The 23,705-nt window shown below is 71.9% G+C and carries 28 protein-coding genes; 13 read left to right on the top strand and 15 right to left on the bottom strand.

From position 1 onward, the window contains the following. The first annotated feature begins 54 nt into the window (after positions 1-54). Positions 55-1,050, top strand: a complete 996-nt coding sequence (locus ABRP24_RS00360) for an NAD-dependent epimerase/dehydratase family protein (RefSeq protein WP_349849645.1) — start codon at positions 55-57, stop codon at positions 1,048-1,050. Here ABRP24_RS00360 and ABRP24_RS00355 read toward each other — a convergent pair. The 12 genes from ABRP24_RS00355 to ABRP24_RS00300 form a co-directional block, all read right to left on the bottom strand. Continuing rightward, entirely contained in the window at positions 1,026-1,679 is a 654-nt protein-coding gene (locus ABRP24_RS00355) for a gamma-glutamylcyclotransferase family protein (RefSeq protein WP_349849647.1), read from the bottom strand. The genes ABRP24_RS00360 and ABRP24_RS00355 overlap by 25 nt on opposite strands. A 26-nt stretch (positions 1,680-1,705) precedes the next feature. Continuing rightward, entirely contained in the window at positions 1,706-2,539 is an 834-nt protein-coding gene (locus ABRP24_RS00350) for a hypothetical protein (protein WP_349849650.1), read from the bottom strand. Continuing rightward, positions 2,529-3,068, bottom strand: a complete 540-nt coding sequence (locus tag ABRP24_RS00345; RefSeq protein ID WP_301565854.1) for an RNA polymerase sigma factor — start codon at positions 3,066-3,068, stop codon at positions 2,529-2,531. The genes ABRP24_RS00350 and ABRP24_RS00345 overlap by 11 nt, the downstream gene beginning before the upstream one ends. A gap of 119 nt (positions 3,069-3,187) precedes the next feature. Beyond that, a complete protein-coding gene (locus ABRP24_RS00340) occupies positions 3,188-3,604 on the bottom strand; it encodes an MFS transporter permease (RefSeq protein ID WP_301565853.1) in 417 nt (138 codons plus the stop codon). Then, positions 3,601-4,404: an Asp23/Gls24 family envelope stress response protein gene (locus ABRP24_RS00335; RefSeq protein ID WP_051596821.1), complete on the bottom strand. Its 804-nt coding sequence runs from the start codon at positions 4,402-4,404 to the stop codon at positions 3,601-3,603. The genes ABRP24_RS00340 and ABRP24_RS00335 overlap by 4 nt, the downstream gene beginning before the upstream one ends. A gap of 79 nt (positions 4,405-4,483) precedes the next feature. Beyond that, complete coding sequence (locus ABRP24_RS00330; RefSeq protein WP_071246087.1) at positions 4,484-4,657, bottom strand: CsbD family protein; 174 nt, start codon at positions 4,655-4,657, stop codon at positions 4,484-4,486. An 83-nt stretch (positions 4,658-4,740) separates the two neighbouring features. Then, entirely contained in the window at positions 4,741-5,304 is a 564-nt protein-coding gene (locus ABRP24_RS00325; protein WP_349849654.1) for a hypothetical protein, read from the bottom strand. Next, a complete protein-coding gene (locus ABRP24_RS00320) occupies positions 5,301-5,876 on the bottom strand; it encodes a hypothetical protein (RefSeq protein WP_349849656.1) in 576 nt (191 codons plus the stop codon). The genes ABRP24_RS00325 and ABRP24_RS00320 overlap by 4 nt, the downstream gene beginning before the upstream one ends. 9 nt (positions 5,877-5,885) lie before the next feature. Next, positions 5,886-6,200, bottom strand: coding sequence for a hypothetical protein (locus ABRP24_RS00315; RefSeq protein WP_035808748.1), 315 nt, complete (start codon positions 6,198-6,200; stop codon positions 5,886-5,888). Continuing rightward, positions 6,197-6,388 (bottom strand): DUF2273 domain-containing protein, encoded by a 192-nt coding sequence (locus ABRP24_RS00310; RefSeq protein WP_017885412.1) that lies wholly within the window; start codon positions 6,386-6,388, stop codon positions 6,197-6,199. The genes ABRP24_RS00315 and ABRP24_RS00310 overlap by 4 nt, the downstream gene beginning before the upstream one ends. After that, positions 6,385-6,843, bottom strand: a complete 459-nt coding sequence (locus tag ABRP24_RS00305; RefSeq protein ID WP_071246093.1) for an Asp23/Gls24 family envelope stress response protein — start codon at positions 6,841-6,843, stop codon at positions 6,385-6,387. The genes ABRP24_RS00310 and ABRP24_RS00305 overlap by 4 nt, the downstream gene beginning before the upstream one ends. A gap of 169 nt (positions 6,844-7,012) precedes the next feature. Next, complete coding sequence (locus ABRP24_RS00300) at positions 7,013-8,233, bottom strand: AraC family transcriptional regulator (protein WP_027466000.1); 1,221 nt, start codon at positions 8,231-8,233, stop codon at positions 7,013-7,015. 82 nt (positions 8,234-8,315) lie between these two features. Here ABRP24_RS00300 and ABRP24_RS00295 point away from each other — a divergent pair, with 82 nt between their 5' ends. The 7 genes from ABRP24_RS00295 to ABRP24_RS00265 all read left to right on the top strand — a co-directional run bounded on the left by ABRP24_RS00295 (position 8,316) and on the right by ABRP24_RS00265 (position 16,225). Next, entirely contained in the window at positions 8,316-8,606 is a 291-nt protein-coding gene (locus tag ABRP24_RS00295; RefSeq protein ID WP_214558922.1) for a metal-sensitive transcriptional regulator, read from the top strand. A gap of 31 nt (positions 8,607-8,637) precedes the next feature. Continuing rightward, on the top strand, positions 8,638-8,856 hold the full coding sequence (locus ABRP24_RS00290; protein WP_232750579.1) for a heavy-metal-associated domain-containing protein: 219 nt from the start codon (positions 8,638-8,640) through the stop codon (positions 8,854-8,856). Next, the gene (locus ABRP24_RS00285) at positions 8,853-11,084 is read left to right on the top strand and encodes a heavy metal translocating P-type ATPase (RefSeq protein ID WP_349849661.1); all 2,232 of its coding nucleotides are present in this window, start codon (positions 8,853-8,855) and stop codon (positions 11,082-11,084) included. Before ABRP24_RS00290 ends, ABRP24_RS00285 begins: the two co-directional genes overlap by 4 nt. Positions 11,085-11,303: 219 nt before the next feature. Next, on the top strand, positions 11,304-13,025 hold the full coding sequence (gene pgi, locus ABRP24_RS00280; protein WP_301565848.1) for a glucose-6-phosphate isomerase: 1,722 nt from the start codon (positions 11,304-11,306) through the stop codon (positions 13,023-13,025). Positions 13,026-13,261: 236 nt separating this feature from the next. Continuing rightward, the gene (locus ABRP24_RS00275; protein WP_027466005.1) at positions 13,262-13,798 is read left to right on the top strand and encodes a hypothetical protein; all 537 of its coding nucleotides are present in this window, start codon (positions 13,262-13,264) and stop codon (positions 13,796-13,798) included. A 155-nt stretch (positions 13,799-13,953) separates the two neighbouring features. After that, positions 13,954-15,411, top strand: coding sequence for a sugar porter family MFS transporter (locus tag ABRP24_RS00270; RefSeq protein ID WP_051596822.1), 1,458 nt, complete (start codon positions 13,954-13,956; stop codon positions 15,409-15,411). A 109-nt stretch (positions 15,412-15,520) separates the two neighbouring features. Further along, the gene (locus ABRP24_RS00265; protein WP_266062304.1) at positions 15,521-16,225 is read left to right on the top strand and encodes a DUF4396 domain-containing protein; all 705 of its coding nucleotides are present in this window, start codon (positions 15,521-15,523) and stop codon (positions 16,223-16,225) included. A 69-nt stretch (positions 16,226-16,294) separates the two neighbouring features. Here ABRP24_RS00265 and ABRP24_RS00260 read toward each other — a convergent pair whose 3' ends face one another. From ABRP24_RS00260 to ABRP24_RS00250, 3 genes are all read right to left on the bottom strand, one after another. Further along, complete coding sequence (locus ABRP24_RS00260) at positions 16,295-17,269, bottom strand: zinc-binding dehydrogenase (protein WP_071406109.1); 975 nt, start codon at positions 17,267-17,269, stop codon at positions 16,295-16,297. A 27-nt stretch (positions 17,270-17,296) separates the two neighbouring features. Then, positions 17,297-17,719, bottom strand: coding sequence for an organic hydroperoxide resistance protein (locus ABRP24_RS00255; RefSeq protein WP_027466009.1), 423 nt, complete (start codon positions 17,717-17,719; stop codon positions 17,297-17,299). A gap of 101 nt (positions 17,720-17,820) precedes the next feature. Beyond that, positions 17,821-18,273 (bottom strand): MarR family winged helix-turn-helix transcriptional regulator, encoded by a 453-nt coding sequence (locus ABRP24_RS00250; RefSeq protein ID WP_181440215.1) that lies wholly within the window; start codon positions 18,271-18,273, stop codon positions 17,821-17,823. A 104-nt stretch (positions 18,274-18,377) separates the two neighbouring features. Between ABRP24_RS00250 and mvk the strand changes: the two genes are divergently transcribed. Genes mvk through ABRP24_RS00225 form a run of 5 tightly spaced genes read left to right on the top strand, consistent with a single transcriptional unit; the run spans position 18,378 to position 23,640 of the window. Beyond that, entirely contained in the window at positions 18,378-19,361 is a 984-nt protein-coding gene (gene mvk / locus ABRP24_RS00245) for a mevalonate kinase (RefSeq protein ID WP_349849665.1), read from the top strand. Further along, positions 19,355-20,356, top strand: a complete 1,002-nt coding sequence (gene mvaD, locus ABRP24_RS00240) for a diphosphomevalonate decarboxylase (RefSeq protein ID WP_349849667.1) — start codon at positions 19,355-19,357, stop codon at positions 20,354-20,356. The genes mvk and mvaD overlap by 7 nt, the downstream gene beginning before the upstream one ends. Then, positions 20,353-21,435 carry a phosphomevalonate kinase gene (locus ABRP24_RS00235; RefSeq protein WP_071247060.1) on the top strand — a complete coding sequence of 361 codons (1,083 nt, stop codon included), beginning with the start codon at positions 20,353-20,355 and terminating at the stop codon, positions 21,433-21,435. Before mvaD ends, ABRP24_RS00235 begins: the two co-directional genes overlap by 4 nt. Further along, positions 21,428-22,492 (top strand): hydroxymethylglutaryl-CoA reductase, encoded by a 1,065-nt coding sequence (locus ABRP24_RS00230; protein WP_027466013.1) that lies wholly within the window; start codon positions 21,428-21,430, stop codon positions 22,490-22,492. The genes ABRP24_RS00235 and ABRP24_RS00230 overlap by 8 nt, the downstream gene beginning before the upstream one ends. Then, positions 22,489-23,640 (top strand): hydroxymethylglutaryl-CoA synthase, encoded by a 1,152-nt coding sequence (locus ABRP24_RS00225; RefSeq protein WP_027466014.1) that lies wholly within the window; start codon positions 22,489-22,491, stop codon positions 23,638-23,640. Before ABRP24_RS00230 ends, ABRP24_RS00225 begins: the two co-directional genes overlap by 4 nt. Positions 23,641-23,705 lie beyond the last annotated feature (65 nt).

The following is a 23,705-nucleotide window of genomic DNA, read 5'->3' as shown; positions in this document are numbered from 1 at the left end:
GAGCACGAATCTCCGACCCGTCGCGGTTCGAGACGGCGGCCGGATGGTGCGCCCGTGAAGGTCCTGGTCACCGGGGCCAGCGGGTTCCTCGGGCAGGCCACCGCCGCAGCCGTGCGGGACGCCGGGCACGAGGTCCGGACCTTCCAGCGCCGTCCCTCCGGGGTGTCGGGCGTGCAGGACGTCGCCGGGACGATGACGGACGACGCTGCGATCGCCCGCGCGGTCGACGGGGTCGAGGCGGTCGTGCACCTGGCCGCGAAGGTGTCGCTCGCCGGCGACCCGGCCGACTTCGCCCGGGTCAACGTCGAAGGGACCCGCTCACTGCTGGGGGCCGCCCGTGCCGCCGGCGTCGGGCGCTTCGTCTTCGTGTCGTCGCCGTCGGTCGCGCACACCGGTTCGTCGCTCGTCGGGGCCGACGCCGGTCCGGCCGAACCGTCCCGTGCCCGTGGCGACTACGCCCGCACCAAGGCCGCGGCGGAGCTACTGGCACTCGGTGCCGACGCCCCGGACTTCGCCGTCGTGGCTGTCCGGCCGCACCTGGTGTGGGGTCCGGGGGACACCCAGCTCGTCGGACGGATCGTCGAGCGGGCCCGAGCCGGACGGCTCCCGCTGCTCGACTCCGGCGCTGCGCTCATCGACACGCTCTACGTCGACAACGCCGCGACGGCCATGGTCGCGGCACTCGAACGCGTCACGGACGACGGCGTGCACGGCAACGCCTACGTGGTCACGAACGGTGAGCCCCGACCCGTCGCCGATCTGCTCGCCGGCATCTGCACGGCGTCGGGCGTCCGGCCCCCGCAGTGGCACGTGCCGGCCGCGGTCGCACGGGCCGCGGGCTCCGTGGTCGAGGCCGTCTGGCGCGTCCGACCGGGCGAGGACGAGCCACCGATGACCCGGTTCCTGGCCGAGCAGCTGTCGACCGCGCACTGGTTCGACCAGCGGCGGACCCGGCAGGAGCTCGGGTGGACCCCGTCGGTGTCGATCGACGAGGGACTCGAGCGACTGGCCGCAGCGACCGCGGTTCAGGCTTCGTCGGCGGCGACGTAGACCCAGGCCGTCCGACCCGAGGCGAGTGTGACCCGCACGCGCTGGTAGTCGGCGACCTCGTACCCGTCGACCGCGCGGAGCTGCCACTCGTACCCGAGAGCCAGGGCCACCCCTTCGACGACGTCGTCAGGAGCACCGCGGCGCAGGATCGGGTGCTGGTCCGAGCCGCTCGTCCGGATGACGTCCGGGTCGGTGATCGTCACCCGGTCGAGCCGCCAGCCGGGCAGGGAGTCCGGGGTGGTCGGGACGTGCTCGCCGAACAGTGACTCCTGCACGAGGGGCTGCTGGAGCGTGCCGTAGGAGAACACCCGATGGGTCTGGCCGGGCAGGTGCTCGGGTCGTCGGACCGGCTTCGGAGCGATCGTCGGTGTCGAGGTCCAGACGAGTGCACCCGCGAGCCCGGCGAGTCCGAGGTGGAGCAGCCCGACGACGGCGAGGACGCTGCCCCACAGGATGCTGCTGGTGTCACCGGGGCACGCGTACTGCAACCCGTCGTCCTCGGCGTCGACGCAGGTGGCTGCGCCGTTGCCGATCCCGACGGCGATGGCGGTGATGCCGACGACGAGGCAGACGAGCGCGAACGCGCCGAGACCGATGACCCAGCGCTGGCCGGGGGAGAGACGCTTCACGTCGCGAGGGTAGCGGACCGGAGGCGTCACCCGCAGAACTCCGTCGGCGGCGACTGATCGACCTTGCTCACCCACACCGAGTCCGCCCGGTCGCCGGAGCCGAGCGACGGGCCCCGGAAGCTGACGTACACGCCGTCGATCGTCGTCGTCCAGCCGCCGTAGGGCGAGTCCGACGGCTGGGCGTCGTCGTTGCCGGGCTCCGTGTAGTGGAGGTCGGGGTACGCCGCCCGCAACTCGGCGAGCGTGCTGCCGACCCCGAGCCCCGCAGCAGTCGTCGGCCCCGCCACCTCGTCGGTGTTCATCCCGACCATGACGCTCGCGATCGTGCCGTCGTCCGCCTTCACGACGGTCAGTCCCGCCTTGTCGGGATCGTCGGAGTACCAGAACACGACGTTCGGGTTGAGGCACCCCTGGTCCGCCCTCAATACGCCGGTCAGGTCGTCCGTCTCGGCGGCGTACTCCCCGCCGAGCGCGATGGGCCCCACCTCGCTGCCGGAGATCGTCCACGTGTCCGGATCGGACAGCGAGTACGGCGCCCGGGTCGACGTCGGGGTCGGGGTCGGGTTTGCCGTGGGCGTCGGGCCGCCCACGACCGGGGCCCCGGACGAGGTCTCGGTCGGCGACGGCTCGGGTGTCGTCGTCGCGGTGGGGGCGGGCGCGGTGGTGATCGACGTCGGGATGAGGCCGAGCGCGACCCCGCCGCCCGCAGCACCGAGCAGCAGCACCCCGACGACACCGATCGCGATGCCTGCACGGCGGCCTCGTCGCTTCGGGCGAGGGGTGGCACGCTCGAGGACGTTCTGCTTCATCGAGACGAGCATGCGCTGCAGGTCGTCTCCCTGGGGAGGCTCAGTGTTCATCGTGCGTCACCGCCTTCCTGAGTCGTCGGCGGGACCGGGAGACCCGCTGGGTGACCGCCCCGACGCTGAGGCCGAGCAGTTGTGCGGCTTCGGCGTAGGAGTACCCCTGCAGCAGGCAGAGTTCGCAGATCCGGCGGTCGGTCTCCGGCAGTGCGGCGATCTCGGCGCGGACCCAGCGGAGCTGCTCGGACGCCTCGGTGGTGGCAGCGGGGGCGGCGAGGTCGAAGGGGAGTTCGTCGCCGGCGTGCTTCTGGTTGCGCCGTCCCAGGTTCTTGGCGTGGTTGCGGCACACCACCAGCAGCCACGGCAGGAGTGTGCCGGTCGGGAGCTGCAGGCCGTCGGCTCGCTGCCAGAGCGTCAGGAACGTGTCCTGGACCAGCTCTTCGACGTCCTGCTTGCTCCCCGCGATCGCCCATGCGTAGCGGGTGAGCGTCGGTGCGAACCGGTCGAACGCCGTCGCGAGCGCTGCTCTGTCCCCCGAGGCGAGGCGCCGTGCGAGGCCGGCGTCGTCTTCTGCGGTGTTGTCCACGGTGCTCCCTTCACTACGACAATGTCGTGAAGAGGCCGAACATGACACGGATCACGACGCGAGTCGTCCGTGTCGTGATCCATGTGTGATGCGCCGGAGGCGTCAGCGGTGTCGGCGCGTCAGCCGGTGAAGCGGTTCCAGAGCTCGGCGACGATCGGCCAGACGTCACCGGCGCGGTCGGCGGACCCGATGGCGACGAGGACGATCGGGACGATCGTGACGGCGACGGCCACGAGGACGGCGAGCACGACGGCCGAGGCTGCGGTCGCGGTGTGCCGTCGGGTGAAGGCGAGGACGAGCAGCGCGAGGACGACCAACGACCCCGCGATCGTGATCAGTGCCACCCGCACGAACGGGAACGGCACGAGTCCCGAGGTGGTCGCCGTGACGCCGCCGAGGAACCCGACGAGGGGCAGGAACGCCCCCAGTGCGGTGCCGAGGACCAGGACCACGCCGATGCCCGAGGCGATCCAGACGCCGCGTGGCCGGGGGCGACGGAGCTTCGCCCGGCGGTTCCCGGACCAGGCGGTGGTCACGGCTGCTCTCGGCGGTGCCGTGCTGCGTCGGTCTCGGCCGCAGCGGTCTCGGCCGCGTCGGCGGAATCGGCGGCAGCGGATGCGGCGTCCTCAGCGGCGTCGGCTGCGTCGGCCGCGGCGTCGGCGGCCTGCTCCGACGCCCGTGCGAGCGACTCGGCGGCGGCGTCACGCACGTCCTCGGTGGTGTCGGTGGCGCTCTCGACGACGCGCTTCGTGGTCTCGGCGGTGGCGTCGGCAGCGCGCTTCGAGGCATCGGCGGTGGCGTCCGCTGCGCGCTTCGTCACGTCGGCGGTCGCTGCGGCAGCACGCTTGGTCGCGTCCGCCGTGGTCTCGGCAGCCTGCTCGACGGCGTCGGTCGCGACCTCGGTCGCGCGGCCGAGCGGCGACTGCTCGTCGTCGAACGGACCGTGCACGTCGAGGACGCGGACGTCCACGCTCGTCGGGAGCTCGGACAGCTGCCGCGTCGCGGCGGTCACCTGCTTCCGCACCTCGTCGGCGACGTGCAGCACCGGCTCCGGGTAGCTGACGACGATGGAGACCTGCACACCGAGCGCGCCGTCGTCCTCGTCGACCTGCACGCCGGCGGCGCCGGCGCTCCGGCCGAGCTGCTTGCGGAGCTGGTCGGCTGCACGGGCGGCGATCCCGCCGAGGTGGTGCACGCCGGGTACGCCGAGTGCGGTCTCCGCTGCCGTCCGGGCGACGATCGTGACGGTGCTCGCGTCGTCGGGCAACGGCTCCGTGAGCTCCGCGGGCAGTGCCACCTCGGTGACCTGCGTGTGCGCGTTCGGGTCGTGCTGCATGGTTCTCTCCTCGTTCGGGTTCCGCCGGAACGCATCGGGGCACCCGACTGCGCGAGTGCCCCGACACGGTTCGTGCGACCTACTTCTTGAAGACGTCCTTGACGTCCTCGCCGGTCTGCTTCGCGCTCGCGGCGGCCTGGTCCTTCTTGCCTTCGGCGACCTTGGAGTCGTCGTTGGTCAGGTTGCCGACGGCTTCCTTCGCCTTGCCGGCGAGGTCCTGGGCGGCGTTCTTGATCTTGTCGTCGAGTCCCATGACGGGTCCTTTCGTGAGTGGGCGGTGCGCCCGGTGGTGTGGTGGTGGGCCGGGAGGCCCGGGGTACGTCCGGCTGACGGGTGTCAGTGGACGCGGGTCGACTTCGCGAGCGCGGAGCGGGTACCGCCGGTCAGGTGCACGAGCACCGGGACCGGACGGCCGAGGGTGCGGTCGAGGACCGCGACGGCTCGGTCGACGGCGTCGAGCACGGTGACGGCGTCCCCGCCGCGGCGGACCGCGACACGGATCCGTGCGGCGCGCTGCCGGCGGACGAGGTAGGTGTCGACACGGGAGCCGACCACGTCGCGGACACCCGCGAGTTCGTGCTCGAGGACGTCCCGGACGAGTGCGACGTTGATCGTGACGGCGTCGTCGCCCGAGTGCTCCCGGACGGCGACGGACGTGCCGCCACCACCGCGGGTGAACACCCACACGAGCGACAGGACGATCACGAGGGCCGCGGCCCCGGCGACGATCCACAGCGCGGACGCGGGGACGTCGAGGCTGCGGGGGAGGTCGACGTACGGCTTGACGGCGTCCTGGACGGCGGGCAGCGCACCCGCGCCCATCGCGATCCCGACGACCACGGCGACGAGGCCGAGGACGAACAGGATGATCCGGTTGAGGGTCCGGTTGCTCTTGGTCATGCGAGGGTTCCCTTCTCCTCGACCCGGACGCGGACGCGTCGGCCGAAGCGCTCGTCGAGACCGCTCAGACGCTCCACGACGGCGGCGCGGACGCTCGCCTCGTCGACCGGCACACCGGTGACGGGGACGATCCGGACCTCGGTGGAACGGCCACGGGCCGTGGCGGAGGCGTTCCCCTCGGGGACACCGGCCGCCATGCCTGCAGCGTTCGCCGCGGTGGAGGCGACGATGCGGGCGTCGATGACGACCGCTCCGCGCTCGTGTTCGACGACCGATCGGTGCTGGCGGCCGGGCTTGAGCGCCAGGACGACCAGCACGACGCCGAGGACAACGAGCACACCCGCGATGACCTCGACGATGGTGACGAACGCGGCGTCCGGACGGAGCGCCGTGTCGACCACGGTCTGGGGATCGGCTACGACCGGCGGGCGTCCGATGGCGCTGAGCACCGCCTCGGTGCCGATCCAGGCGGCCACCAGGGCGAGCACCACGAGTGCCACCGCCACTGCTGTGGAGCGGGAGCGGTGCACGCTCCGACGACGGATGCGTCGTTCGACGGAACCGTTGCTCATGATGGCCTCCTAGCGGGCACGGGACTCGTGCTCGCGCACGATCCCGGTGAGTTCGATGTGGGCACTGCCGACGCGGCGCCCGGTCAGGTCGCTCACGCGGCCCTTGACCTGCTCCGCGATCCGGATCGACCCGGAGACGATGTCGTCGCTCGCGGCGATCGGCCCGGTGATGTCGAGCGACAGTGCTCCCGACGCGTCGCCGAGTCCGACGCGCACCCGCTTGGCGGGGGCGCCGAGCCCTTCGGCTGCGACGGCCCGCGCCAGCGAGGTGAGCGCGCGTGCGGTGATCTCGACGCGGCCCGGGACGTCCGGGCCGGCGTTCACCGGGAGCTCCGGCGTCCGGTCAGCACGTCGGTCAGGGCACCGCGGTCGATGCGACCGGTGGCGAGGGCGGCCACGAGGGCCCCGATCGCACCGAACACGATCACGAGCACGAAGCCCCAGAACCCGAACTGCAGTGCCACGACGGCGAGGACTGCGCCGATGAGGGCGCCGATCAGCGTGTTGCTCATGCGACTCGGGCTTCCTTCTTCTCGTCGTCGTTGTCGTCGTCGTCGCCCGGGATGTAGACGTCCTGGACGGTGACGTTGACCTCGGCGACCTCCATGCCGACGATCTGCTCGAGGGCACGGGCGACACCGGAACGGACGCCGTCGGCGACCTGCTGGAGCGACACCGGGTACTCGGCGACGATCACGATGTCCGCGGCGACCTGCTTCTCGCCGACCTCGACCTTGACGCCCTGACCGAAGTCGCGCTGGCCGATGGCGTCGCGGATGGCACCGATGGCACGGGCTGCGCCGTTGCCGAGGGAGTGCACGCCGTTGACCTCGCGGGCGGCGATGCCGGCGACCTTCGACACGACGGTGTCGTCGATGACGGTCTTGCCGGTGACGCCGCTGGTGCCGGCGTGCGAGGTGGCACGGGTCGCCGTGGTGGCCGGGGTGGGGGTGATGGTGTCAGCCATGTTCGTTCCTTCCGTTGACCCGCCGGGCGTTCCCAGCGGTTGCTGTTCACGGATGAGACGGGCTGTGGAAGAGATTCGTCACACACGACTTCTCGGATTCGGGTGATCTCCAGGCATCCCCGGAAAACCGGGGATCCGCCTGTACCCCCGGCCTGTTCAGTCGGGCTTTTCAGCCGTTTCCGGCCGCGTCGTTGCGTTCTGCAGCGGCCCGCATGGCGCGCACGCAGGCCATCGGCGACTCGCCGCGCTCCTCGCGGAAGAGCTGCTGCAGGCGTCGGGGGAGCACCCCTGCGGCAGCCGCGATGTCGTCGAGCGTGAGCGGGTCGTCGAGGTGCTGTTGGATGTACGACACCGCACGGCGGACACGCCACGACGCCTTGCCGGCCTCCGGCTGCGCAGCCAGCGACGCGCGCTTCGTCACGGCCGGGTCCTCACCGAACCGGTCGCGGTAGGTCTCGGCGAACCGGCCCGGGTTGGTGAAGCCCCAGCGACGGGCGATCGCGGCGATGCCGGAGGACACGAGCGGACAGTCCGCCGGGGCGACCGGGCCACCCCGGTCCGCGCGGAGCAGCTCCTCGCGCACACGGTCCAGGCGGTGGTCGCGCAGGAAGCGGTGCGGAGTGGTGTCGAGCGTCCGGGCGAAGACGTCCTGCAGCCCGCGCTGGCTCAGTCCGCACGCGGCGGCGATCGTGGGGACCGTTGGGCGTTCGGCGGCGTGCAGCTCGATGAACCGGATCGCGTCGCGGAGCCGGTTCGCCACGGGCACGTCGTCACCCCGGTTGCGGATGGGGAACGTGTCGAGGATGACGACGGCCAGCCGGCGGTTCAGGGCGGTCCGCATCGGTCCGAGCACGCGGTCGTCGACCAGGGCCGGCCCGAGTTCACGGATCAGGTGCCGCAGCGGTTCGCGCCGGGCGACGACCTCGTCCTGCTGGTCGAACAGCAGTGGGCCGTCGGGCAGGCGGTAGCCGAGGTCACGGCCGACGCTGCGCAGGAACCGGTCGGACACGTGCACGCCGTTGTAGACCGTGCCGTCGGACTCGAACCGGTAGGCCTCGGACGCCGAGGCGATGTACGGGCTGCCCGGCTCGACGACGCGGGTGCGGTCGGCGAAGTGCATCTCGAGCCGGCCCTTGGTCAGCCAGAACACCACGTGGTCGTCCCGCACGCCGATGACCCCGCCCCGCCGGCCGCCCTCGGCACGCATGGTGCGCAGCGACAGGTCGTCGTCGCCCACGACCGTGTACTCGTACCGTGTGTCGTCGGTGGCGAAGGTCTCGGAGGCGAAGTCCGAGCCGCCGTACTCGGCCTCGAAGATCTCGGAGTAGTCGGAGCCCTCCCCGTCGGAGAACCGCAGCCGGCGGAATCCGTTCGTCGTCGAGGGGTCCATGCGCCGATCATGCCACCGGTTGCGCTCGGGCGGGATCGGAATACCCTAGGGGGGTACCGTATTGAGAACGGTGGAGGCGGACATGCGCGAACACGTCGGGTACATCGGCGACAAGGACGACCTGCTCAAGCGACTCCGTCGCGCCGAGGGGCAGGTGCGCGGCATCGCGCGGATGGTCGAGGACGAGACGTACTGCATCGACGTCCTGACCCAGATCTCGGCGGCGAACCGGGCGCTCGAACGCGTCGCGCTGTCGCTGCTCGAGGACCACCTGGCGCACTGCGTCGCCGAGGCCGTCGCCGAGGGCGGGGACGCCGCCGACGAGAAGGTGCGCGAGGCCAGCCAGGCGATCGCCCGGCTCGTCCGCTCCTGACCCTGACGACCACCACCGAGAAGGAGACACCATGACCACCGAAACGCTGCTCGTCGAGGGCATGACCTGCGACCACTGCGTGATGAGCATCACCGAGGAACTCACCGAGGTCGACGGGGTGTCGGGCGTCGACGTCCGACTCGTCCCCGGCGGATCGTCCGAGGTCACCGTCAGCTCCGCGGCACCCGTCGACGCGGACGCCCTCCGCGCCGCCGTCGTCGAGGCGGGGTACGAGGTCGTGCGCTCGTGACCGACCGCACCGTCGAACTCGACATCACCGGGATGACCTGCGCCTCGTGCGCGAACCGCATCGAGCGGAAGCTCGGCAAGCTGCCCGGGGTCACCGCCACGGTCAACTACGCCACCGAGAAGGCGCAGGTGCAGGTCGCCGCGGACGGTACCGCCGACCCCGAGGCGCTCATCGCCGCGGTGGAGTCGGCCGGGTACGGCGCCACGGTGCCGGCACCGCCCGCCGCTGCTGACGCCGACCCCGCGGTGGACGAGGACCCGACCGGCCCGCTGCGCCGGCGTTTGATCGTGTCGGCCGTGCTCGCGGTGCCCGTCGTGGTGCTCTCGATGGTGCCGGCCCTGCAGTTCCCGAACTGGCAGTGGCTCGCCCTGACGCTCGCCGCGCCCGTCGCGGTCTGGGGCGCGCTCCCGTTCCACCGTGCCGCGTGGGTCAACGCCCGGCACGGTGCCGCCACCATGGACACCCTGGTGAGCGTCGGCGTCCTCGCTGCCTTCGGGTGGTCGCTGTACGCCCTGTTCTTCGGCGACGCCGGCACGACCGGCATGCACATGACGTTCTCGTGGTTCGCCACGGACCCCGAGGCCGCCGACCTGTACCTCGAGGTCGCGACGGCCGTGACGGTGTTCATCCTCGCCGGCCGGTACATGGAGGCCCGCGCGAAGACGCAGTCCGGCGCCGCGCTCCGGGCACTGCTCGAACTCGGTGCGAAGGACGCCACCGTCCTGCGCGACGGCGGCGAACACCGCGTGCCGGCCTCGTCCCTCGTCGTGGGTGACGTCGTCGTGGTGCGACCCGGCGAACGGATCCCGAGCGACGGCCTGGTGCAGGACGGCTCTTCGGCCGTCGACCTCAGCATGCTCACCGGTGAGTCCGTGCCGGTCGAGGTCGGCCCGGGCGACCGGGTCACCGGCGCGACGATCAACGTCGGCGGCCGGCTCGTCGTCGCGATCACCCGCGTCGGCGCCGACACCGAGCTCGCCCGGATGGGGCGCCTGGTCGAGGACGCCCAGACCGGCAAGGCCGAGGTCCAGCGCCTGGCCGACCGCGTGTCGGGGGTCTTCGTGCCGATCGTCATCGCGCTCGCCGTGCTGGCCTTCGTCGGCTGGCTCGTGTTCGGCGGCTCGGTCACCGCGGCCTTCACCGCTGCCGTCGCCACCCTGATCATCGCCTGCCCGTGCGCCCTCGGGCTCGCCACGCCCACCGCCCTGCTGGTCGGGACCGGCCGAGGCTCCCAGCTCGGCATCCTGATCGGCGGTCCGCAGGTGCTCGAGCGCACCCGCGGCGTCGACACCGTCGTGCTCGACAAGACCGGCACCGTCACCACGGGGTCGATGACCCTGCGGTCGGTCACCGCCGTCGACGAGACCGAGGACACCGTGCTCCGGCTCGCCGCCGCGGTCGAGGACGGCTCCGAACACCCCGTCGCCCGCGCCGTCACCACCGCGGCCCGTGCCCGAGGTGTCGACCTGCCCGAGGCCGAGCAGTTCACCGCGACCGCCGGCGCCGGTGTGCAGGCCGTCGTGGACGGCGACGTCGTCGTGGTCGGCACGACCCGCTGGCTCGCCGACTCGTGGTCGATCACCCTGCCCCCGGTGCTGTCCGACGCCGTCGACCGTGCCGAGGCCGACGGGGGCACGGCGGTCGTCTTCGCCCGGAACGGCACGGCCCTCGGCGTGGTCGTCGTCGGCGACACGGTGAAGCCCGAGGCTGCCGACGCGATCGCCCGCTTCCGGGCCCTCGGCCTGCACCCGGTGCTGCTCACCGGCGACAACGACGGTGCCGCACGAGCGGTCGCCGCCCGTGTCGGCATCGACGAGGTGCACGCTCGCGCGACCCCGGCGTCGAAGCTCGAGACCGTCCGCCGACTGCAGTCCGAGGGGCGGAGCGTCGCGATGGTCGGCGACGGCGTGAACGACGCAGCGGCGCTGGCCGCGGCCGACCTCGGCATCGCCATGGGGGCCGGCACCGATGCGGCCATCGCGGCGAGCGACATCACGGTGGTGAGCGGCCGGCTCACCGTGGTCGCCGACGCCATCCGGTTGTCGCGCGCGACGCTCGGCGTCATCAAGGGCAACCTGTTCTGGGCGTTCGCGTACAACGTCGCGGCGATCCCGCTCGCGATGGCGGGGCTGCTCAACCCGGTGCTCGCCGGTGCGGCGATGGCGTTCTCGTCGGTCTTCGTCGTGACGAACAGCCTGCGCCTGCGTCGCTTCGCGGCGCAGCCGTGAACCCGGCGAGCCGACCGCAGCCGTGAACCCGGCAGGCCGGCCGCTGCCCTGAACGCGACCGGCCGGGAGGCGTGACGCGCGCAGCGAACGCGAGCCGCGCCTCCCGGCCGACTGTGCGCACCACCTGCCGGAGCGCACTACGCTCGAAGACGGTCCGCGACGCAGCGCTGCGTGACCCGCGGGCTGTACGTCTTGAACGTGATCCCCAGGAGGACCGAAGTGACCGAATCCGCTCCCGTCGACCCCACATCGACCGAAGGCTGGAAGAAGCTCGACAGCATCGCTGCCGGCTTCACCCCGGACCTGCGAGGGTGGTTCGACAGCGACCCCGGTCGTGCCGAGCAGTACACCTTCCAGGCGGCCGACCTGACCGTCGACCTGTCCAAGGGCCTGGTGACCGACGAGATCCTCGCCGCGCTGCTGCAGGTCGCGAAGGACACCGGCGTCGCCGAACGCTTCCAGGCGATGCTCGCCGGTGAGCACATCAACGTCACCGAGGACCGCGCCGTGCTGCACACCGCGCTCCGCCGCCCGAAGGCGACCGAGGGCCTCGTGCCGGCGGCACCCCTGACCGTCGACGGCCAGGACGTCGACGCCGACGTGCACGCCACGCTCGACAAGGTCTACGGCTTCGCCGAGCAGGTCCGCAGCGGCGCCTGGACCGGTGTCACCGGCAAGCGCATCGAGACCGTCGTCAACATCGGCATCGGTGGCTCCGACCTCGGCCCGGTCATGGTCTACGAGGCACTCAAGCCCTACGTCCAGCCAGGCCTCGAGGCCCGCTTCGTCTCGAACATCGACCCGGCTGACATCTACGAGAAGACCGCGGACCTGGACCCCGAGACCACGCTCTTCATCGTCGCGTCGAAGACCTTCGGCACGCTCGAGACCCTGACGAACGCGCGCCTCGCCCGCCAGTGGCTGTGGGAGAAGCTCGGGCTGACCGACGCCGCCGAGGACGAGAAGAAGAACGCCGTCGCCAAGCACTTCGTCGCCGTCTCCACCGCGCTCGACAAGGTCGAGGCGTTCGGCATCGACCCCGAGAACGCCTTCGGCTTCTGGGACTGGGTGGGCGGCCGCTACTCGGTCGACTCGGCCATCGGCACGAGCGTCGTCATCGCCATCGGCAAGGAGAACTGGGAGCAGTTCCTCGCCGGCTTCCACGCCATCGACGAGCACGTCCGCACCACGCCGCTCGAGCAGAACGTCCCCGTCCTGATGGGCCTGCTCAACGTCTGGTACACGAACTTCCTCGGTGCGCAGAGCCACGCGGTCCTGCCGTACACGCAGTACCTGCACCGCTTCGCCGCGTACCTGCAGCAGCTCACGATGGAGTCGAACGGCAAGCGCGTCCGCTGGGACGGCTCGCCCGTCACCACCGAGACCGGCGAGGTCTTCTGGGGTGAGCCCGGCACGAACGGCCAGCACGCGTTCTACCAGCTCATCCACCAGGGCACCCGCCTGATCCCGGCCGACTTCATCACGGTCGCCAACCCGGCCCGCCCGCTGAAGGACGAGACCGGCGACGGCAAGGGTGTCGCGCCCGGCACCGACGTGCACACGCTGTTCCTGGCGAACTTCTTCGCGCAGACCAAGGCGCTCGCGTTCGGCAAGAGCGCCGACGAGGTCCGCGCCGAGGGCACCACGGACGAAGGCATCGTCGCGGCGCGCACGTTCCCCGGCAACAAGCCGACCACGTCGATCATCGCGCCGGAGCTCACCCCGAGCGTCCTCGGCCAGCTCATCGCCCTGTACGAGCACATCGTGTTCACCGAGGGCACGATCTGGGGCATCGACTCGTTCGACCAGTGGGGTGTTGAGCTCGGCAAGCAGCTGGCGCTGCAGGTCACGCCGGCCGTCGAGGGTGACCAGGCCGCGCTCGACGCGCAGGACCCGTCGACCAAGGCGCTCATCGCGAAGTACCTGGAGCTGCGGAAGTAGCGCACGCCCCCACCTGACGGACGGGAGGCCCGTGGCGGATCCGCCACGGGCCTCCCGTCCGTTTGTGTGCGTGCGCTGGCCGCGGGGCGGACGCCGGGCCGGTTTCGCGGTCAGCGACGCCTCACGCGCGCGCTGGCCCGTGAGGTGTCGCCCAGCGCGAAACGCGCCTGCCGCCGCGCCCCGTCACCGCGCCGGACGGTCCGCCGGTGTCGGTCGGAGCGGCTACGGTCGAGGGCATGGAGCGTTCGGAGATCCTCGCCGCGGCTGCCGCCGCGCACGCCGCCCGCATCGCAGCGGCCGGTGGTGACGACGCCGCAGCGCGTGAACGGGCCGACAGCGTCCGACGACGGGCTGACGGGCTCACCGACCGGTACGACACGGTCGAGGGTGCGGACGCCGAGTCCGACGCCCGCGACGCCGCACGCCGACGCGCAGGCGAGGCGGACCGCGCGGCCTCACGCACCGAGGGCGTGCTGTCGGACTGGCACCGGATGGGCACCCGTCGTGGCGTCACCCCCGACGCCCAGGTCCGCACGGCCTGGACCGTGACCGGGGTCCCCGAGCGCGGTGACGCCCGAGCGCTCGCGAACGTGCTGCTCTCCACCGCGGGGCACGCCGGACGCGTCGCCGACGCCGCCCGACGCAACCCTGCCCTGTCCGGCGCAGCGAGTGCTGCCGCCCGACGGACCGTGCGCCGCTACACCGACCACGGTGCCGACATGGCCTCGTTGGGGGACGTCCTGGGCGAGGGCCCCGTCGACGACGAGCGCTGAACCTGATCCGCAGATTGGACCGCTCCCGTCCTCATCAGGCCTTCTGTGGACCGATCCAAACGACCTGACGACAGAATGTCCAATTGACAGGACATGGAATCGGGTTACGATCGGTCCACGCGATGAAGCGCGATCACCGACGAAGGAGTCACCGAATGGTCGACATCAAACCGACAGCCCCGACTGTCGCACTGCCCCCGTTGGGGACCGGGCCGCACCGCCGACGACTCGGCGTGCTGGCCCTCGTCGCCACGTTCGGCGGGTTGCTCTTCGGGTACGACACCGGTGTCATCAACGGTGCCCTGAACCCGATGAAGGCGGAGCTCGGCCTCACGAACTTCACCGAGGGCGTGGTCACCAGCTCGCTGCTCTTCGGCGCCGCGATCGGCGCCATGCTCGGCGGCCGCATCGCCGACGGCTGGGGTCGTCGCAAGACCATCATCCTGCTCGCCGTCACGTTCTTCGTCGGCACGCTGATCTGCGTGTTCGCGCCGACGTTCGAGGTCATCGTCGTCGGTCGTGTGCTCCTCGGCCTCGCGGTGGGTGGCGCGTCCACGGTGGTGCCGGTGTTCCTCGCCGAACTCGCGCCGTACGAGATCCGCGGGTCGCTGTCCGGCCGCAACGAGCTCATGATCGTGATCGGTCAGCTCGCCGCGTTCGTGGTCAACGCGATCATCGGCAACGTGTGGGGTGAGGGCAACGGCGTGTGGCGCGTCATGCTGGCCGTCTGTGCGCTCCCCGCGATCGCGCTGTTCGTCGGGATGCTCCGGGTGCCGGAGTCGCCGCGGTGGCTCGCGTCGAAGGACCGCTACGACGAGGCGCTCTCGGTCCTCGAGCAGGTCCGGACCACCGATCGGGCCCGCGCCGAGCTCGACGACATCAAGCGGAGCAACGACCTCGAAGCGAAGGTCGAGCGCGTCAGCGGTTGGCACACGCTGCGCGGGAACAAGTGGCTCATCCGCATCGTGCTCATCGGTGCCGGGCTCGGCGTCGCGCAGCAGCTCACCGGCATCAACTCGATCATGTACTACGGCCAGACCGTGCTCATCGAGTCCGGGTTCCAGGCGTCGGCAGCCCTCATCGCGAACATCGCCCCCGGCGTGATCGCCGTGATCGGTGGCGTCATCGCGCTGTACAACATGGAGAAGATCAACCGCCGTACGACGCTGATCCTCGGGTTCACGCTGACGACGATCTGCCACTTCCTCATCGGCATCGCGTCGGTGGCGCTGCCCGAGGGCAACCCGGCCCGTCCGTGGGTCATCCTGTTCCTGGTCGTCGCGTTCGTCGGTTCGATGCAGACCTTCCTCAACATCGCGGTCTGGGTCGTGCTGTCCGAGATCTTCCCGACCCAGATCCGTGCGCTCGGCATGGGCATCTCGGTGTTCTGCCTCTGGATCGCGAACGCGTTCCTCGGGCTGTACTTCCCGACGATCGTTGCCGCGACCGGCATCACCGGGACCTTCTTCGGGTTCGGGGTCGTCGGACTGCTGGCGCTGCTCTTCATCTGGAAGTTCGTGCCGGAGAGCCGCGGTCGCACCCTCGAAGAGGTCGAAGAGGGCGTCACCACCGGCAACATCTTCACCGTCCCCGTGAAGGCGTCGCGCCGCTAGTCCGCACCGCGCTGCACCGAGTGCGCAGGAGACGTCGGGTCGCCCCAGGGCACCCGGCGTCTTCTGCTCACTGGATCCACCGTCGTCGCCCGGTTGGTTGCATGGAGGCGTGACGGAACTGGTGCTGCAGGACTTCCCGGCCGCCCTGAACGTGGTGTGCTCCGCGCTGCTCGTGGTCGCCGTGGGCTGTGCCGTGTTCGTGGCGGTCGACGTGGTGCGTCGGCCGCCGCAGATGCGCGTCATGGCCTTCGTGTGGCCGCTCACGATGCTCTTCGGCAGCGTCGTGTGGCTCGTCTTCTACCTGCGTCGTGGGCGGGCGACGGCGCCCGGCCACGGACGGTGGGCGGGCACAGCGATCGACACGAGCCACTGCGGGGCCGGCTGCGCCCTCGGCGACCTCATCGGCGAGTTCGGGCTCGCGGCGTTCCCGGCGCTCGGGGTGGCGGTCGGCCTGGGCGCGCTCTACCAGGACCGGATGATCGCCGGGTGGATCGTCGACTTCGTCATCGCGTTCGTGCTCGGCATCGTGTTCCAGTACTTCGCCATCGCGCCGATGCGGGGCCTCGGCGTCCGGGCCGGGCTCGTCGCCGCGCTCAAGGCCGACACGCTGTCGATCATCGCGTGGCAGGTGGGCATGTACGGCCTGATGGCGGTGTGGCAGCTCGTCGTGTTCCCGGCACTCGTCGGCGGGCGCGCGAGCGTCTTCTCGCCGGAGTTCTGGGTGGCGATGCAGCTGGCGATGGTGGCCGGCTTCGTCTGCTCGTACCCCGTGAACGTGTGGCTGGTGCGTCGGGGCATCAAGGAGGCCATGTGACGGACCAGTGAACGGACGGGAGGCCCGGTGCCAGCTGGCACCGGGCCTCCCGTCTGTTCTGTGGGCGCGCTACGGGCGCAGGAGCACCTTGCCGACGCGGCCGGCGGTGTCGCTGGCGCGCACGGCGTCGCGGACCTGCTCGAAGGCGAAGGTCTCGGCGACGGGGAGCGTCAGCGAGCCGTCGAGCACGCGGGTGATGAGCTCACCGAAGAGCTGCCCCTTCGTCTCGGCCGGCATCGTCTTGCTGACGACGGAGCCCCAGAAGCCCTTCACGGTGAGCTGGCCGAAGATGACCTTGCCCGACGGGATCTCGAGCGTCGGCGACGCCATCGCGCCGAAGACGACGAGGGTGGCGTTCTCGCCCAGCACGGAGGCGATGTCGCCGGCGGCCTTGCCACCGACCGACTCGACGCCGGCGATGATCGGGGCGCCACCGGTGATCGCGGCGACCTGGTCCTGCCAGTCGTCGGCGTCGGTGGCGACGATGCGCTCGATGCCCTGCTCGCGGAGCTCGTCGACACCCGCGGCGCGACGGACGAGTCCGATCACGTTGATGCCGCGGGCGGCACCGAGCTGGGCGACCATGCGACCGACCGCACCGTTGGCGGCGTTCTGGATGATCCAGTCGCCCTCGTGCAGGTCGAGCGAGTGCAGCAGGCTGATGGCGCTGAACGGCATCGAGACGAGCTGGGCGGCGGCCTCGTCGGTCATCGCGTCCGGCACCGGGACGAGCCCGGCGGCGTTGGCGGTGTAGTACTCGGCCCAGACGCCGAAGGCACCGCCGGCGACGCGCTGGCCGACCTGCAGGTTCGTGACGCCCTCGCCGAGGGCCTCGACGACGCCGAGTGCCTCGGTGCCCGAGGCGGCGGGGAGCTCCGGCTTGAAGCCGTAGGTGCCGCGGACGGTCCACAGGTCGTGGTTGTGGATGGGGGAGAGGACCGTGCGGACGAGGACCTCGCCGGCGCCGGGCGTCGGGACGGGGCGCTCCTGCACCTCGAGGACGTCGGCGGGCTCGGCGAACGTCTCGTGGACGACGGCGCGCATGGTGGTGGGGGTGGTGGTGCTCATGGGTCAGTCCTCCGAGACGACGATGGTGACGTCGATGTTGCCGCGGGTCGCGTTCGAGTACGGGCAGACCTGGTGGGCCGCGTCGGCGAGGGCCTGGGCCTGGTCGTGCTCCAGGCCGGGGATGACGACCTCGAGCATGACGGCGAGCTGGTAGCCACCGTTGCCGTTCGGGCCGATCGACACGCGACCGCCGACGGACGAGTCGGTGATCTTCACCTTCTGGCTGCGGGCGACGCCCTGCAGTGCGGAGTGGAAGCAGGCGGCGTAGCCGGCGGCGAAGAGCTGCTCGGGGTTGGCGCCGTTGCCGGAGCCACCCATCTCCTTGGGGATGGCGAGGTCGAACTCGACCGTGCCGTCGCTCGTGGCGACGTGGCCGTTGCGGCCTTCGCCGGTGGCCAGGGCCTCGGCGGTGTAGAGGGCTTCCATGGTGTTCCTTCCTTGTGGGGCGGATCGTGAAGTTCGGGGGTGTGCGGCGTGCTCTCGCGCTCAGCGACAGTTCACGGGCGCACGGGGGCGTGCGGTGTCGCTCAGCGCGAGACGGCACCGGCGGGGTCGGCTGCCGCGTGCATCGTCTCGGTCAGCCGGTGCAGCGTCGCGATGAGCTCGGCGGCCGCGCGTTCGTCGGCCAGGCCCATGCCTGCGGCGATCCGCGCGGGGATGCCGCTCAGCTCGGACCGCAGTTCGCGGCCGCGGTCACCGACGGTCACCGTGACGACGCGCTCGTCGGTGCTGCGGCGCTCGCGGCGGACCAGGTCGCTCTGCTCCATGCGGCGGAGCAGTGGCGAGAGGGTGCCGGAGTCGAGCTGCAGGTGTTCGCCGAGGCCGGAGACGGTCTGGTCGCCCTCGACCCACAGGGTCACGAGCACGAGGTACTGCGGGTACGTTAGGCCCCAGGGTTCGAGCATCGTGCGGTACGCCTGCGTGGTGGCGCGGGACGCCGCGTAGAGGGAGAAGCACACCATCTCGTCGGTCACGGGCATGAGTCCACACTGTCACGCAACCCAGTTGTGCACAACTCGATGCAGCGGATGCCCAGCTGACGAACACGCCGACGGCCCGGACGGTTAGGCTGACGTGACCCACGATGACCAGCAGCGACCTCGACAACACCACGACCCCCGGCAACGGATCGGCGTCGTCCCACGGCAAGACGATCCTGATCGGTGAGCACGCCGTGGTCTACGGCGCACCCGCTCTCGTCCTGCCGGTGCTCGACGCGCGGGTCGTGGCGACGGTCACGCCGGTCGCCGCCGACGCCGAGCAGTCCGGTCACAGCCTGCAGTCGACCGTGCACACCGGCCCCCTCGACCTCGCACCCGCGGCCGTGATGCCGACCGTCACCGCCGTCACCGCGACCCTGCGCCACTTCGGGGTCACCGACCGCCACTTCCACGTCCGGGTCGACAGCGAGGTCCCGACCGCCCGCGGCATGGGCTCGAGCGCCGCGGTCGCCGCCGCCGTGACCGCCGCCGTCGCCGATGCCCTGGGCGAGACCCTCGACGCCGAGACCCACCACGAGCTCATCCAGGAGTGCGAGCGCGTCGCCCACGGCCGACCGTCCGGCCTCGACGCCCGGGGCGTCGTCGCGTCCGCGCCGGTCTGGTTCGAGGGCGGCCGGATCGAACCCGTCACGCTCGGCGCCCGGTTCACCTTCGTCGTCGCGGACACCGGCGTCCCCGGGCACACCCGCGAGGCCGTCTCGGCCGTCCGCGCCCGCCACGACCAGGACCCGGTCGGTGTCGGCGCCGTGATCGACCGGATCGGCGCGCTCGCCCGGCGGGCACGGGGGACACTCGAGGACGGCGATGCCCAGGGTCTGGGTGCCAGCATGGACGCCGCGCACGACCTGCTCAGCACACTCGACGTGTCGAGTGACGACCTGGACCGGCTCGTCGACGCCGCACGCGCTGCGGACGCCCTCGGCGCGAAGCTCACCGGCGGCGGGCGGGGCGGGTGCGTCCTCGCGCTCGCCACGGACGACGACCACGCGGACCGCATCGCGGCCGCACTCCGCGGCGCAGGGGCCGCAGCCACCTGGACCACCACGATCGGAGCCCGCGCTTGCTGACAGCCACCGCCGTCGCGCACCCCAACATCGCCCTCGTCAAGTACTGGGGGAAGGCGGACGCGCAGCTCGCGCTGCCCGCCACGGGCAGCGTCTCGATGGGGCTCGACGTGTTCCCGACGACGACCACCGTCGCGGTGGACGGCGGACGGGAGGCGCGTGACGCGTTCACGCTGAACGGTCACGTCGTCGACGACGGTGCGCTGGTGCGCGTGCAGCAGTTCCTCGACCTGGTGCGCGAACTCGCGGGGTCGTCCGAGCGGGCGTCGGTGGTGTCCGAGAACACGGTCCCGACCGGTGCCGGGTTGGCCTCGAGCGCGTCCGGCTTCGCCGCACTGGCGACCGCGGCCGCCGCGGCCTACGGCCTCGACCTGTCGCCGCGCGACCTGTCGCGTCTGGCACGTCGCGGTTCCGGCTCGGCCACGCGTTCGATCCCCGGCGGTGTCGCCGTCTGGCACGCGGGTGACGACCAGGGCTCCTTCGCCGAGCCGATCCCGGCCCCGCCGATGGCGATGGTCGTGGTCACGATCGACGCCGGCCCGAAGCCGATCGGGTCGCGCGAGGCCATGCGCCGCACCATCGCGACGTCGCCGTTCTACCCGGCCTGGGTGACCTCGACGACCGAGACCGTCGGCGACATGCTCACGGCCTGCGCGGCTGGCGACTTCACCCGCATCGGCGAGATCACCGAGAGCAACGCGCTCCGCATGCACGCGACGATCGAGGGCGCGTTCCCGCCGATCCGCTACCTCAACGCCCGCAGCGTCGCCGTGTTCGACGCCGTCGCCGAGCTGCGCGCCGGCGGCACCGAGGCCTACGCCACGGCCGACGCGGGCCCGAACGTCGTCGTGCTCACGAAGCCGCAGGACCGGGCGGCGGTCGCCGGGGCGCTCGCGTCGCTGGGGGACGTCATCGAGTCCGGCACCGGACCTGCCGCGCGGGTGCTCCGCTCCGAAGAGACCGGGAGCAATCCCGACCAGAAGGAGTCCGCGCAGTGATCGAGTTCCGTGCACACGGCAAGCTGTTCGTCGCCGGCGAGTACGCCGTCGTCGAGCCGGGCCAGCCGTCCGTCCTGATCGCCCTCGACCGCGCCATCACGGCGAAGGTGCGCGAGGGCCACGGCGCGGGCAGCGTGCACTCCGAGGAGTACGGGCACCTGCCGCTCACGTGGACCCGTGCCGAGGACGGCCTGGCGCTCGACCGTGAGCACCACCCGTACGACTACGTGATGGCCACGATCGACCTGGTCGAGAAGCTCCGCGCCGAGCACGGCATCGCCCCGCGGTTCCACGACCTGCGCATCGAGAGCCAACTGGACGACGCCAGCGGCCGGAAGTTCGGGCTCGGGTCCTCGGCCGCGGTCACCGTCGCCACGGTCGGCGCCCTCGACCGCTTCTACGGCATCGGCCTGACGCAGCGTCAGCGTTTCCAGGTCGCCCTGCTCGCCACCATCCGGGTGAACCCCCGGGCCTCCGGTGGCGACCTCGCCGCGAGCACGTTCGGCGGCTGGCTGCGCTACAGCGCCCCCGACCGCGAGCGCCTCGCCGCGATGCTCGGCGACCACGCCGTGTCCGCGATCCTGACGGACGCCGACGCCTGGGACGGCTTCGACGTCCAGCGGCTGCCCGCTCCCGAGAACCTGCAGCTGCTCGTCGGCTGGACCGGCTCGCCCGCGTCCACCACGAAGCTCGTCGACGTGGTGCGTCGGCACCGCAACGGCGGGTACCAGGCGTTCCTCGACGAGAGCCGCAGCGCCGTCGACGACCTGACCACGGGCCTCCAGACCGGCGACGCCGAGCGCACGCTCGGTGCCCTCCGACGCGCCCGCGGGCTGCTGCAGCGCCTCGGTGCGTCCGTCGGGTCGCAGATCGAGACCGAGCGTCTCGCGACCCTGTGCGACGTCGTCGAGGCCGCGGGCGGGGCGGCGAAGCCGTCCGGGGCCGGCGGCGGCGACTGCGGCATCGCGCTCGTCCCGGCGGACACCGACCCCGCCGGCATCCACCGCGCCTGGGAGGCGCACGACATCAGACACCTCAGCGTCGCGGTGCGAGCACCAGAAGGAGCCCTCGATGAGTGACCTGCTCACACCGATCCCCACCAAGTGGGTCGGCCCGATCCGCGTCAGCGGCAACGCCGTGCAGGGGGAGCACGAGGTCCCCCTCGCCACCTACGAGTCGCCGCTCTGGCCGTCCGTCGGCCGCGGCGCCCGCATCTCGCGCATGGTCGAGGACGGCATCGTCGCGACCGTCGTCGACGAGCGCATGACCCGCTCCGTCGTGGTCCGTGCCGACAGCGCCGCCGCAGCCCACGTCGCCGCGGGCCAGATCCTCGCGCGCCAGGACGAGCTCGCCGCGATCGTGTCCGGACAGAGCCGGTTCGCCAAGCTCATCGAGGTGCACCCGGAGATCGTCGGGGACCTGCTGTTCCTGCGCTTCGCGTTCACCACCGGCGACGCCTCCGGCCACAACATGGTCACGCAGGCGGCGGACAAGCTGCTGCCGGCGATCCTGGACTGGCAGCCGGGCCTGCGGTACGTCTCGGTGTCGGGCAACTTCTGCACCGACAAGAAGGCCACCGCGGTGAACGGCATCCGTGGCCGCGGCCGCAACACCATCGCCGAGATCGTGATCCCGGGCGAGGTCGTCGAGAAGCGCCTGCGGTCGAGCACCGCGCGCATCGTCGAGCTGAACATCGCGAAGAACCTGATCGGGTCGACGATCGCCGGGGCCATCCGCTCGGCGAACGCGCACTACGCGAACATGCTGCTCGGCTTCTACCTGGCCACCGGGCAGGACGCCGCCAACATCGTCGAGGGCTCGCAGGGCATCACGAGCGCCGAGGACCGCGACGGCGACCTGTACTTCGCGACCTCGCTGCCGCACCTGATCGTCGGCACGGTCGGCAACGGCAAGGGCGGGGACCTGCCCGTCGTCGAGGACGCCCTGGTGCGCCTCGGCTGCCGCGAGGACCGGGAGCCGGGCGGGAACGCCCGCCGCCTCGCCGCGCTGTGCGCCGCGACCGTCCTGTGCGGGGAGCTCTCGCTCCTCGCCGCACAGACCAACCCGGGTGAGCTGATGGCCGCCCACGTCGCCATGGAACGCCGCGGCGCGAAGCCCGCAGGGGGTGCGGCGTGACCGGCGTCGGCATCCACGACATCGCGATCGCGACCGGGCACCACGTGCTCGAGCTCGACGACCTGGCCGAGCGGCTCGGCGTCGACCCGGCGAAGTACCACGTCGGCATCGGGCAGGACGCCTTCAGCGTGCCCGCGCCCGACGAGGACATCGTCACGATGGGCGCCGCGGCGGCGAAGGAGCTCATCGACCGGCACGGCGTCGAGGGCATCCGCACGGTGCTGTTCGCCACCGAGTCCGGCGTCGACCAGTCGAAGGCCGCCGGCGTGTACGTGCACGGCCTGCTCGGGCTGCCGAAGGCCGTCCGCGTGGTCGAGCTGAAGCAGGCCTGCTACGGCGGGATGGCCGCGGTGCAGCTCGCACTCGGCATCGTCGCGCGCGCCCCGCACGAGCGGGTGCTCGTCATCGCCGCCGACGTCGCCCGGTACGACGTCGACACCCCGGCCGAGCCGACCCAGGGTGCCGGTGCCGCCGCGATCCTGGTGTCCGCCGACCCCGACCTGATCGAGATCGAGCCGGCGGCGGGCGTCTACACCGCGGACGTCGACGACTTCTGGCGGCCGAACGACCGCTCCACCGCGCTGGTCGACGGGCGGCTCTCGGTGAGCGCGTACGTCAACGCGTTCGTCGGTGCCTGGGACGACCTGGCGGAACAGGGCGGCCCGGCGTACGACGACATCGCCCGGTTCGTGCACCACCAGCCCTTCACCAAGATGGCGATCAAGGCGCACCGCAAGCTCACGCAGCACGTCGGCGCACCGTTCGACGAGGCCGACCTGGCGATCGGGTTCACCTACAACCGGCAGACCGGCAACACCTACACGGCGTCGCTCTGGATCGGGCTCGCAGCGCTGCTCGACCTGGACGACGACCTGGCGGGGGAGCGGCTCGGCCTGTTCAGCTACGGCTCGGGCAGCGTCGGTGAGCTCATCACCGGCATCGTCCGGCCCGACTACCGCGAGCACCGTCGTGCGGGTCGTGTGCGGTCGCTGCTCGAGGCACGGGTCCCGCTGACGGTCGACGCGTACCGCGCGCTGCACGCAGCGGGTGCCGCCACCAGCGAGGACGTCGAGCGTCCGCGCGTCACGACCGCGCCGTTCCGCTTCGCGGGCGTGCGCGGTGGCGCGCGGCACTACGAGGAGTCCTAGACCGGACACCGGACGGACGGGAGGCCCGTGGCGGCGCCGCCACGGGCCTCCCGTCCGTCTGCTGG

The organism is Curtobacterium sp. WHRI 8282 (genome assembly GCF_040223925.2).
Taxonomy (GTDB): Bacteria; Actinomycetota; Actinomycetes; order Actinomycetales; family Microbacteriaceae; genus Curtobacterium; species Curtobacterium flaccumfaciens.
The sequence above is the reverse complement of the archived record's forward strand: the minus strand, read 5'-3'. Positions and strand labels throughout refer to the sequence as shown.